The 11,450-nt window shown below is 67.4% G+C and carries 9 protein-coding genes and 1 pseudogene; 3 read left to right on the top strand and 7 right to left on the bottom strand.

Features of this window, described 5'->3' with window-relative positions; all coding sequences use genetic code 11:
* A pseudogene (locus AC1DMS_RS31470) lies at positions 1-136 on the top strand (IS110 family transposase); the annotation flags it as partial.
* A 6-nt stretch (positions 137-142) separates the two neighbouring features.
* Here the strand turns inward: AC1DMS_RS31470 and AC1DMS_RS31465 are convergent.
* Complete coding sequence (locus tag AC1DMS_RS31465; protein ID WP_436289761.1) at positions 143-1,063, bottom strand: 2-hydroxyacid dehydrogenase; 921 nt, start codon at positions 1,061-1,063, stop codon at positions 143-145.
* 120 nt (positions 1,064-1,183) lie between these two features.
* On the opposite strand from AC1DMS_RS31465, the gene AC1DMS_RS31460 reads away from it, so the two are divergent.
* On the top strand, positions 1,184-1,498 hold the full coding sequence (locus tag AC1DMS_RS31460; protein WP_018907056.1) for an EthD family reductase: 315 nt from the start codon (positions 1,184-1,186) through the stop codon (positions 1,496-1,498).
* On the opposite strand, the gene AC1DMS_RS31455 is transcribed toward AC1DMS_RS31460, so the two are convergent.
* The 6 genes from AC1DMS_RS31455 to AC1DMS_RS31430 all read right to left on the bottom strand — a co-directional run bounded on the left by AC1DMS_RS31455 (position 1,495) and on the right by AC1DMS_RS31430 (position 9,930).
* Positions 1,495-3,498 carry an acetyl-CoA carboxylase biotin carboxylase subunit gene (locus AC1DMS_RS31455; RefSeq protein WP_412511969.1) on the bottom strand — a complete coding sequence of 668 codons (2,004 nt, stop codon included), beginning with the start codon at positions 3,496-3,498 and terminating at the stop codon, positions 1,495-1,497. The genes AC1DMS_RS31460 and AC1DMS_RS31455 overlap by 4 nt on opposite strands.
* On the bottom strand, positions 3,491-4,162 hold the full coding sequence (locus AC1DMS_RS31450) for a DUF4126 domain-containing protein (protein ID WP_412511970.1): 672 nt from the start codon (positions 4,160-4,162) through the stop codon (positions 3,491-3,493). The genes AC1DMS_RS31455 and AC1DMS_RS31450 overlap by 8 nt, the downstream gene beginning before the upstream one ends.
* A gap of 10 nt (positions 4,163-4,172) precedes the next feature.
* A complete protein-coding gene (locus AC1DMS_RS31445; RefSeq protein WP_412511971.1) occupies positions 4,173-4,961 on the bottom strand; it encodes an enoyl-CoA hydratase/isomerase family protein in 789 nt (262 codons plus the stop codon).
* Positions 4,962-5,306: 345 nt separating this feature from the next.
* A complete protein-coding gene (locus tag AC1DMS_RS31440; protein ID WP_412511972.1) occupies positions 5,307-6,935 on the bottom strand; it encodes a carboxyl transferase domain-containing protein in 1,629 nt (542 codons plus the stop codon).
* The gene (locus tag AC1DMS_RS31435) at positions 6,932-8,614 is read right to left on the bottom strand and encodes an AMP-binding protein (protein ID WP_412511973.1); all 1,683 of its coding nucleotides are present in this window, start codon (positions 8,612-8,614) and stop codon (positions 6,932-6,934) included. The genes AC1DMS_RS31440 and AC1DMS_RS31435 overlap by 4 nt, the downstream gene beginning before the upstream one ends.
* 143 nt (positions 8,615-8,757) lie before the next feature.
* The gene (locus AC1DMS_RS31430) at positions 8,758-9,930 is read right to left on the bottom strand and encodes an isovaleryl-CoA dehydrogenase (RefSeq protein WP_018907061.1); all 1,173 of its coding nucleotides are present in this window, start codon (positions 9,928-9,930) and stop codon (positions 8,758-8,760) included.
* 143 nt (positions 9,931-10,073) lie between these two features.
* Between AC1DMS_RS31430 and AC1DMS_RS31425 the strand changes: the two genes are divergently transcribed.
* On the top strand, positions 10,074-11,102 hold the full coding sequence (locus AC1DMS_RS31425; protein ID WP_412511974.1) for an AraC family transcriptional regulator: 1,029 nt from the start codon (positions 10,074-10,076) through the stop codon (positions 11,100-11,102).
* The last annotated feature ends 348 nt before the right edge of the window (positions 11,103-11,450 follow it).

The following is an 11,450-nucleotide window of genomic DNA, read 5'->3' as shown; positions in this document are numbered from 1 at the left end:
TCGTGACGGCACCGAGTACAACGACCTCGGCTGCGAGCACTTCGACCGCCAGGATCGCACCAAAACCATCCGTCGCCTCATGAAACGACTTCAAGATCTCGGCTGCGAGGTCCCTGTACTGGCTCATACGGGGTAGCGCTTCTTAGTAGCCCCGGACCGGATCGACCACGCCGCTGACCGGCAGGCCTTGCTCCATCGCGCGGATCTTTCCGGCGATCTGCGCGATGGACTCCTCGCGCAGCGTGCGCGCCGAGCCGTGCGGCGTGACGGTGATCTTCGGGTGGCGCCAGAAGGCGTGGTCGGCGGGCAGCGGCTCGACCTGGAACACGTCGAGCGTGGCGCCGGCCAGCTGGCCCGCATCGAGCATCGGGATCAGGTCGCCTTCCACCAGGTGCGCGCCGCGCGCGATGTTGATGAGATAGCCGCCCGGCCGCAGCTTGCCGAGCGTCTCGCGGTTGAGGATGCCGCGCGTGGCCTCGGTCAGCGGCAGCAGGTTGACCAGCACGCGCGTGGACGACAGGAATTCGCCGAACTGCGCCTCGCCGCTGCACACCTGCACGCCCTCGATGGCTTTGGGCGAACGGCTCCAGCCCAGCACCGGAAACTCGAACTGCGCGACTGCCTTGGCCACGCGCTCGCCGAGCACGCCCAGGCCCATGATGCCGACCGGAAAGTCGCGCCGCAGCTTCGGCTTGCGGTAGCTCCAGCGGCCTTCTCGCGCATCGGCCTCGTAGACATCGAACTCGCGGAAGTGCCGGATCAGCGTGTGGCACACGTACTCGGCCATCTGCACCGACATGCCGGCGTCGTCGAGCCGCACGATGCGCGTCTGCGGCGGGACTTTCAGCTTGAGCAGCGCATCGACGCCCGCGCCGATGTTGAACAGGCCGCGCAGCCCGGGCTGCTCATCGAGCAGCTGCTGGGGCGGCGCCCACACCACCGCATGGTCGGCCTGGGGGGCACCCGGCTTCCAGGTCTCGATCTGCGCATCGGGCAGCTCGGCCCGGAGGCCTTCGATCCAGGGTTCGGGGCGGTTGTCGGTCAGGGAAACGATGATTTTCATGAGCCGGATCTTAGGGGCCCGGGTCCATGAACCGAACCGGCGGCTTGTGGCGCCCGGGGCCTTCTTCTATGCTCGTGCGCGACCATCCAGAACATCGACACCACACCCGGAGACCGAAGCATGATCAAAGTCAGCGTGATGTACCCCTACACCGAAGGCGCGCGGTTCGACCACGCCTACTACCGCGACAAGCACATGCCCCTCCTGAAGGCACGCATGGGCGATGCCTGCAGGTCCTACACCATCGACAAGGGACTGGCGGGCGGCGCGCCCGGCATGCCGCCGACCTACGTCGGCATGTGCCACGTGTTCTGCGACTCGGCCGACGCCTTCCAGGCGGCGTTCGGCCCGCATGCCAAGGAGATCCTGGGCGACATCAAGAACTACACCGACATCGCGCCCGTCATGCAGATCAGCGAAGTGGTGGTGGGTTAGACCGCCGCCGCAGCCATCCGCAACAGCTCGTCGCCCTCGGCCACCTGCTCGCCGGGCGAGAACATCAGTTCTTCCACCGTGCCGTCGGCCGGCGCCGCGATGGTGTGCTCCATCTTCATGGCCTCCATCACCGCGAGCGGCTGGCCGCGGCTGACCTTGTCGCCGGCCTTGACCGCGAAGGACACGACCTTGCCGGGCATCGGCGCGGTGAGGCGGCCGGCTTCGGCATGGGTGTCGCCGGCATGGGCCAGGCGGTCGATGGCGGTGATCTTCGTGGCGCCCTTCGACGCGAACACATGGGCCGTGGCGCCGTCCAGGTGCACGTCCACGGTCTGCCGCGTGCCGGCGAACTCGACCTCGAACTCGCCCGTCGGGAACTGGCCCACGACCAGCGGGCCCTGGGCGCCGCCGGCTTCGAGCCACAGGCTGCCGTCGCGCCTGTAGCTCAGCAACGCGGTCTGCTCGGCGCCGCGGAACTCGAAGTCGAAGTGGCGCCGGTACTCGCCATGCGAGCGCCAGCCGTCGCGCCGCTCGAACGGATAGTGCGAGCCCACCGGCCGCTCGGTGACCAGCGTGCGCGTGATGGCGGCGGCCGCGGCCAGCGGCAGGCCCAGCGCCTCGCGGTCGAACAGCACGGCGCGCTCGCGCTCGATCAGCGCGGTGTCGAGGTTGGCCTTGGCGAACGACTCGGTCGCGAGGATCCCGCGCAGGAACTGAACATTGGTCGACACGCCGACGATCTGCACCTGCGCCAGCGCCGCATCGAGCCGCGCCAGCGCCTCGTCGCGCGTGCTGCCGTGCACGATCAGCTTGGCGATCATCGAGTCGTAGAACGGAGAGATCTCGCCGCCCTCGCGCACGCCGTCGTCGATGCGCACGCGGCTGCGCTGGAAGGCCGTCGCTTGCGGCTTGCGGTAGACGCGCAAGCTGCCTGTCGCAGGCAGGAAGTTGTTGTCGGGGTTCTCGGCGCAGATGCGCGCCTCGATCGCGTGGCCATGGATCTGCAGCTCCTGCTGCTTTGCGGGCAGCGCCTCGCCCGAGGCCACGCGCAGTTGCCATTCGACGAGGTCGAGGCCGGTGATGGCTTCGGTCACCGGATGCTCCACCTGCAGGCGGGTGTTCATCTCCATGAAGAAGAAATTCATCTCGCCGCCTTCGCGCTGCTCGACGATGAATTCCACCGTGCCGGCGCCGACGTAGTTCACCGCCCGCGCAGCAGCCACGGCCGCCTCGCCCATCTGCTTGCGCATCGCCTCGGTCATGCCGGGCGCGGGCGCCTCTTCCAGCACCTTCTGGTGGCGCCTCTGCACCGAGCAGTCGCGCTCGAACAGGTAGACGTAGTTGCCGTGCGTGTCGCCGAACACCTGGATCTCGATGTGGCGCGGGCGCTGCACGTACTTCTCGATCAGCACCGCGTCGTCGCCAAAGCTGTTGGTCGCCTCGCGCTGGCACGAGGCGAGCGCCGCGGCAAAGTCTTCCGCCTTGTCGACCGCGCGCATGCCCTTGCCGCCGCCGCCCGCACTGGCCTTGATGAGCACGGGGTAGCCGATGCGGTCGGCCTCGCGTTGCAGCAGCTGCGGGTCCTGGTCGTGGCCGTGGTAGCCGGGCACCAGCGGCACGCCGGCCTTTTCCATCAGCTGCTTCGACTCGGCCTTGAGGCCCATCGCCTTGATGGCCGAAGGCGGCGGGCCGATGAAGACCAGGCCCGCGTCAGCGCAGGCCTGTGCGAACTCCTCGTTCTCGCTCAGGAAGCCGTAGCCGGGATGCACGGCTTCGGCGCCCGTGGCCTTGGCGGCTTCGAGGATCTTTTCCCAGCGCAGGTAGCTGTCTTTCGGTGCGCTGCCGCCGAGGTGCACCGATTCGTCGCAGGCGCGCACGTGGTTGGCATGCGCGTCGGCATCGGAGTACACGGCCACGGTGCGAATCGCCATGCGGCGGGCAGTGGCCGCGACACGGCAGGCGATCTCGCCTCGGTTGGCAATGAGGATCTTCTTAAACATGCGGAGTGTCTCCCGGAGGATTCTTTTTCAGTTGGAATGCAGGCGTGACGCCCGGATCGGGCCGCCCGCTGAAGATGCGGGCCACGCGAGTGAACAGCGCCTTGAGAAAGCGCCAGCTCTTGCGGATGAGCCAGACGCTGAGCACCAGCACCAGGGCGAACAACACCAGGAAGACCAGCGGATGCGCCACCGCGAGCCACAGCCCGGTTGGCACCATCGTGTCTTCGACCAGCGACGCGCCCACGTTCGAGAACGGCTCGGGCGATGTGTTGATGGCCGCGCGCGTCGTGGCCTTGGCCGCATGCGCGGTGGCCGCGAAGCCGCCGCCCACGAGCGCGGCCACGATGGCCATCGCGCCGTGGTCGGCACCAAACACGCTGGCCGCGAGCGCCGCGCCGGCGGGAATGCGGATGGCCGTGTGCACCACGTCCCACAGCGAATCGAGGCCCGGGATCTTGTCGGCGAAGAATTCGATGAAGACCATGAAGCCGCTGGCCGCGATGACCACCGGATGCGCCAGCAGCTGCAGCCCGCTGGGCAGCGGCACCCAGCCGAAGTAGCCGGCCAGCCCGGTCAGCAGCACGACCAGGTACAGCCGCACGCCGCTGGCCCAGCCGATGGCCGCGGCCAGTGCGAGCAGCTGGGGCATGTCGAGCGCATTCATTGCCTGGCGCTCAGTGGCCCAGCCATGACGGCTTGCGCTTCTGCAGGAAGGCCTGCACGCCCTCGCGGCCTTCGTCGCTGGCGCGGATGTCGGCAATGCCTTGGACGGTCTTCGCGATCAGCGCGTCGTCGATCTCGCGGCCGTCCACGTCGGCGATCAGTTGCTTGCAGGCACGCACCGCAGCGGGGCTGGCACTGGTGAGCGCCTTCAGGAGCTCGTCGACCTTGGCATCGAGCGCATCGGCCGCGACCACTTCATGCACGAAGCCGATGCGGTGCGCCTCGGCCGCGGTGAAGCGTTCGGCCGTGAGAAAGTAGCGCTGCGATGCGCGCGTGCCCATGGCGCGCAGCACATACGGGCTGATGGTCGCGGGCACGAGGCCGATCTTGACTTCGCTGAGGCAATACCACGCGGTGTCCACGCTCACGGCCATGTCGCAGGCCGCGACCAGGCCCATGCCGCCCGCGTACACATCGCCCTGCACGCGCGCGATGGTGGGCTTGGGGCATTCGGCAATGGTGCGCAGCATGGTGGCCAGCTTGCCCGCGTCGGCGATGTTCTCGTCGCGCGTGTAGTCGGCCATGCGGCGCATCCAGTTGAGATTCGCGCCCGCGCAGAAGGCGGGGCCGTTGGCGCCTAGCACGATGGCTTTGACCTTCGGCGCAGCGCCGGCGTCGGTGAAGGCTTGCGTGAGCTCGGCGATGACCACGTCGTCGAAGGCATTGCGCGCGTCGGGCTGGTCGAGCCAGATGCGTGCGATGGTGTCGTGGGTTTCGAGTTTCAGTTTGGTGAAGGTCATGTCAGTGATCCTTGGGGCGGTGCGCGTTTGTTCGGGGCCTTTGTTCAGGGCGTGTGCACAGGCCACCGGGTACTCCCCTCCGCGAATGTCCCCCGCCTTCGGCTCCTCCTTTATTTCGCTGCGGGGAGCACCCGATGCCCTGTGCACCAGGGCACGCTGCTGGTGTACCGCCGATCAACGACTGCTCTGTACAACGCTCCCGCTGATGGGGTGCCTTGCGCAGCGAAATCAAGGAGGAGGCCGCAGGCCGGGGGACATTCGCGGAGCAAGGTACCCCGTCGGCGGGAGCGCACCCCGGAACGCGATGCCTGTATCGACCCCAAGCGCAAGAAAGCTGTGCCACGGCTACATCCGGAAGATGCCGAATTTCGGCTCGGGAATCGGCGCATTGCGCGACGCAGCCAAACCGAGTGCCAGCACCCGCCGCGTGTCCGCCGGGTCGATGATCCCGTCGTCCCACAGCCGCGCCGTCGCGTAGTAGGGGTGGCCCTGGTCTTCGTACTGCTGGCGGATCGGCGCCTTGAAGGCCTCTTCCTCTTCCTTGCTCCAGCTGCCGCCCTTCAATTCGATGCCGTCGCGCTTCACCGTGGCCAGCACGCTCGCGGCCTGCTCGCCGCCCATCACGCTGATGCGCGCGTTGGGCCACATCCAGAGGAAGCGCGGGCTGTAGGCGCGGCCGCACATCCCGTAGTTGCCGGCGCCGAAGCTGCCGCCGATGATGATGGTGAACTTGGGCACGTTGGCCGTGGCCACGGCCGTCACCATCTTGGCGCCGTGGCGCGCAATGCCCTCGTTCTCGTACTTGCGGCCCACCATGAAGCCCGTGATGTTCTGCAGGAACACCAACGGCGTCTTGCGATGGCAGCACAGCTCGATGAAGTGCGCGCCCTTCTGCGCCGATTCGGAAAACAGGATGCCGTTGTTGGCGATGATGCCCACCGGCATGCCCTCGATCTCGGCAAAGCCGCAGACCAGCGTGGCACCGAAGCGGGCCTTGAACTCGTGGAACTCGCTGCCGTCGACGATGCGCGCGATGATCTCGCGCACATCGAAGGGCTTGCGCGTGTCGGTCGGGATCACGCCGTAGAGCTCTTCGCGCGGGAACTCGGGTGGGCGCACCTCGGTCCTTGCAGTGTCCTGGGCCGAGGCCGCGTTCGCATTGAGATTGGCCACGGCCGAACGTGCGAGCGCCAGCGCATGCAGGTCGTTCTGCGCCAGGTGGTCGACCACGCCCGACAAGCGCGTGTGCACGTCGCCGCCACCCAGGTCCTCGGCCGTGACGACCTCGCCGGTTGCAGCCTTCACGAGCGGCGGGCCGCCCAGGAAGATGGTGCCCTGGTTCTTCACGATGATCGACTCGTCGCTCATCGCCGGCACATACGCGCCGCCCGCCGTGCACGAGCCCATGACCACCGCGATCTGCGCGATGCCCTGGGCGCTCATGTTGGCCTGGTTGTAGAAGATGCGGCCGAAGTGGTCGCGGTCGGGGAACACTTCGTCCTGGTTCGGCAGGTTGGCGCCGCCCGAGTCGACCAGGTAGATGCAGGGCAGGCGGTTCTGCTCGGCGATCTCCTGCGCGCGCAGGTGCTTCTTGACCGTCATCGGGTAATAGGTGCCGCCCTTCACCGTCGCGTCGTTGCAGACGATCATGCAGTCGATACCGTTCACCCGGCCGATGCCCGCGATGAGGCCCGCGCCGGGTGCCGACTCCGCGCCCTTGGCATCGAGGTACATCGCATGCGCGGCCAGCGGCGCAATCTCGAGGAAGGGCGTGCCGGGGTCGAGCAGCTCGGCCACGCGGTCGCGCGGCAGCAGCTTGCCGCGGGCCGTGTGCTTGGCGCGCGCGGCCTCGCCGCCGCCCTGCTCCACTTTCGCGAACTGCTTGTGCAGGTCGTCGACAAGCGCGCGCATGGCTGCGGCATTGGCCTGGAAGTCGGCCGAGCGGGCGTTGAGTTTGGTTTCGATCTTGCTCATGCTGTCTTTTCTTGTTCGAGGCCCAGTTGCTCGGCCATCGCTTCGCGGATCTTGAATTTCTGGATCTTGCCCGTCACCGTCATCGGGAATTCGGTGACGAAGCGGATGTACTTCGGCACCTTGTAGTGCGCGATCTGGCCCTTGCAGAAGTCGCGGATCTCGTCTTCGGTCGCGGCCTGGCCGGGCTTGGCGATGATCCAGGCGCACAGCTCCTCGCCGTACTTCCGGTCGGGCAGGCCGACCACCTGCACGTCCTGCACCTTCGGGTGGCGGTACAGGAATTCCTCGATCTCGCGCGGGTAGATGTTCTCGCCGCCGCGGATCACGAGGTCCTTGATGCGGCCGACGATGTTGACGTAGCCCTCGGCGTCCATGGTGGCCAGGTCGCCGGTGTGCATCCAGTGCTCGGTATCGATGGCTTCGCGGGTCTTGGGCTCGTCCTCCCAGTAGCCGTGCATCACCGAGTAGCCGCGCGTGCAGAACTCGCCGGAGCTGCCGCGCGGCACGATGGCCCCGGTCTCGGGGTCGATGATCTTGATCTCCAGGTGCGGCTGCACCGTGCCCACGGTGGACACGCGCTTGTCCAGCGGCGTGTCGGTGCTGCTCTGGCAGCTCACGGGGCTGGTCTCGGTCATGCCGTAGGCGATGGTGATTTCGCTCAGGTGCATCTCGTTCACCACGCGCTTCATCACCTCGGTCGGGCAGGGCGAGCCGGCCATGATGCCGGTGCGCAGCGTGGACAGGTCGAACTCCTTGAAGCGCGGATGGTCGAGCTCGGCAATGAACATCGTGGGCACGCCGTGCAGGCCGGTGCATTTTTCGGCCTGCACGGTCTCGAGCACCGTGAGCGGATCGAAGCCGTCGTTCGGGTACACGATGGCCGAGCCATGCGTGAGGCAGGCCAGGTTGCCGAGCACCATGCCGAAGCAGTGGTAGAGCGGCACCGGAATGCACAGCCTGTCGGCCGGCGTGAGCTTCATGCATTCGCCGATGAAGAAGCCGTTGTTGAGGATGTTGCGGTGCGTGAGCGTCGCGCCCTTGGGAAAGCCCGTGGTACCGCTGGTGAACTGGATGTTGATCGGGTCGGTGGCCTTGAGGGTCTTTTGCGTGGCGGCCACGCGCGGGTCGGCCGCATCGCCGCTTGCGAGCAGCACGCTGAAGCGCTGCATGCCGGGCTCCTGCACATCGGCCGCAGCCTTGCCGTCGATCCAGAAGGTGTGGCGCAGCTGCGGCAGGCGCTGGGGGCCGAGCTCGCGCAGCATGCCGAGGTAGTCGCTGGTCTTGAACCGCGCCATCGTCACCAGCGCCTTGCAGCCGACCTTGTTGAGCGCGTATTCGAGCTCGGAGGTGCGGTAGGCGGGGTTGATGTTGACGAGGATCAGCCCGGCCTTGGCGGTCGCGATCTGCATCAGCACCCAGGGCGCGTTGTTGTGCGACCAGATGCCCACGCGGTCGCCGGGTGCGAGCCCCAGCTTCAGCAATGCGCTGGCCAGCTTGTTGGACTCGGCCTGCAGCTCGCGGTAGGTGAAGCGCTTGCCTTCGTGGCGGCTGACGAGCGCCTCGCGGTCGGGCTGCTTCGCGGCCATGCCGTCGAAGAAGTCGCCGATGGTTTGTTCGATGAGGGGGACGTTGGTGGCGCCCTTGGCGTAGCTCTTGTCCAGCGCAGCAGTCATGTTCATGTCCTTGTCTCCTGGTCTTGCTCCTTCCCCTCCCGGGGGAAGGTTGGGATGGGGGCAGGCGGCGCTGGTTCTGCGCCGTGCTTCATCGGGCGCCGCTTGCCCCCACCCCTGCCCTCCCCCGAAAGGGGAGGGAGAAAAACATCCTAGGCGGTTTCAGCAAACAGCTCGCGCCCGATCAGCATGCGGCGGATCTCGCTCGTGCCCGCACCGATCTCGTACAGCTTGGCGTCGCGCCACAGCCGCTCGACCGGAAAGTCCTTCGTGTAGCCCACGCCGCCCAGCGCCTGGATCGCCTCGCCGGCCATCCATGTCGCCTTCTCGGCCGAATAGAGAATGGCGCCGGCCGCGTCCTTGCGGAAGGTGCGCGCGTGGTCGTTGCGGTCGCAGGCCTTGCCCACCGCGTACACATAAGCGCGCGTGGCCTGCCAGGTCGAGTACATGTCGGCGAGCTTGCCCTGCATCAGCTGGAACTCGCCGATGCTCTGGCCGAACTGCTTGCGCTCGTGGATGAAGGGCAGCACCGCGTCCATGCAGGCCGCCATGATGCCCAGCGGCCCGCCCGACAGCACCGCGCGCTCGTAGTCGAGACCGCTCATCAGCACCTTGGCGCCCATGCCTTCGCCGCCGAGCACGTTCTCTTCGGGCACTTCGCAGTTGTCGAAGAACAGCGGGTAGGTGTTGGAGCCGCGCATGCCGAGCTTGTCGAGCTTGGTGCCGGCCGAGAAGCCCTTGAAGCCCTTCTCGACGATGAAGGCCGTCATGCCGCGCGCGCCCATCTCGGGTTCGGTCTTGGCGTAGATCACGAGCGTGTCGGCGTCGCCGCCGTTGGTGATCCACATCTTGCCGCCGTTGAGCACGTAGCAGCCGTTCTTCTTCTCGGCCTTGAGCTTCATGCTCACCACGTCGGAGCCGGCGTTGGGCTCGCTCATGGCCAGCGCGCCCACGTGCTCGCCGCTCACCAGCCTGGGCAGGTATTTCTTCTTCTGCGCATCGCTGCCGTTGCGGTGGATCTGGTTCACGCACAGGTTGGAGTGCGCGCCGTACGAAAGGCCGACCGAGGCCGAGGCGCGCGACACCTCTTCCATCGCCACGATGTGCGCGAGGTAGCCCAGCTCGGTGCCGCCGAACTCTTCCTTCACCGTCATGCCGTGCAGGCCGAGCTCGCCGAGCTTCTGCCACAGGTCGTGCGGGAACAGGTTGTCGCGGTCGATGTCGGCGGCGCGCGGGGCGATCTCGTTCGCGGCAAAGTCCTGGATCGCGCTGCGCAGCGAGTCGATGGTGTCGCCCAGGTCGAAGTTCAGGCCGGGATCGTGCATGTGTGTTGTCTCCTCTGAGGGGTCGGCGCGCAGGCAGGCTGTCCCACGCGGATGGGCGCTTGGAAGAATGCAGCTTACGCCTCGCCGCGCCGCAATTGGCGCCACAATGGTTGCAAATTGCGCCACGCCGGAACCACCTGACCATGTCGTCCCCGTCCTTCCTCCGACCCGCCCGCGCCGTCACGCCGATGGCCTTCGTGAGAGCCATCGTGCAGGGCTACGAGCGCTACGGCATCGATCCGTCCGCGGCGCTGCAAGCGGCACAGATCACGCCGCGCGAGCTGGCCCGGCCGGGCGCGCGGGTGACGGCCGCGCAGTTCGAGGCGCTGTCGGGCCATGCGATGCAGGAGCTGGACGACGAGGCGCTCGGCTGGTTCTCGCGGCGCCTGCCCTGGGGCAGCTACGGCATGCTGTGCCGCGCCTCGCTGACCTCGCCCGACCTGGGCGTGGCCATCAAGCGCTGGTGCCGCCATCACCGCCTGCTGACCGAGGACATCACGCTGGCGCTGGAGGTGTCGGGCGGCGTGGCCACGCTGCGCATCGCCGAGCACCGCCCGCTGGACGAGGCCTTCCGCGAGTTCTGCCTGGTGACGAGCCTGCGCTTCTTGCACGGGTACGTCTGCTGGGCGATCGATTCGCGCATCTCGCTGCGCGACGCGACCTTTCCCTTTGCAGCGCCGCCGCACCGCGACGCCTATCCGCTGATGTTCACGCCCGAGGTGCGCTTCGATGCGCCCGAGGCGAGCATCAGCTTCGACGAGCGCTACCTCGCGCTGCCGCTGCAGCGCGACGAGCGCGCGCTGCGCACCATGCTCAAGCGGGCGCTGCCGCTCACGGTGCTGCAGTACCGGCGCGACCGGCTGCTGGGCCAGCGCGTGCGCGAGCTGCTGCGTTCGCGCGCCGCCGAGGTCACCACGGCGGAGGCGCTGGCCACGCTGCTCAACGTGTCGAGCCGCACGCTGCACCGGCAGCTGCACGAGGAGGGCACGTCGCTGCAGACGCTGAAGAACGAAGTGCGCCACGAGATGGCGGTGGAGCAGTTGCGCCGCACCAGCCGGCCGATCAAGCAGGTGGCGCTGGCCGTGGGCTTTCGCAACGAGAAGAGCTTTTCGCGTGCGTTCCTGCAATGGACGGGACATGCGCCGCGGGACTTTCGGCTGCGGGGGTTGTGACGCCTTTGTTCGGGGCGTCGCTGTTCGGGGTGCTGTTGCTCTTGTTCGGGGCGGGTGCCCAGGCCACCGGGTACTCCCCTCCGCGAATGTCCCCCGGGGGCTACGCCCCCTCCTCCTTAATTTCGCTGCGGGGAGCACCCGATGCTCTGTGCACCAGGGCACGCTGCTGGTGTACCGCCGATCAACGACGGCTCTGATCACGCTCCCGCTGATGGGGTGCCTTGCGCAGCGAAATGAATGCGAAGGGACTTCTCGCTTCCTGGTCACGGCATCGAGTGCCAAGATTGATTTGCGAAGTCAATCTGAAACCTTTGGAAGGAGAAGCCCCATGAACGAGATTACCCGAGT

It is taken from the genome of Variovorax sp. 05T418 (assembly GCF_056396385.1).
This window is presented reverse-complemented; position numbering and strand designations above follow the sequence as displayed.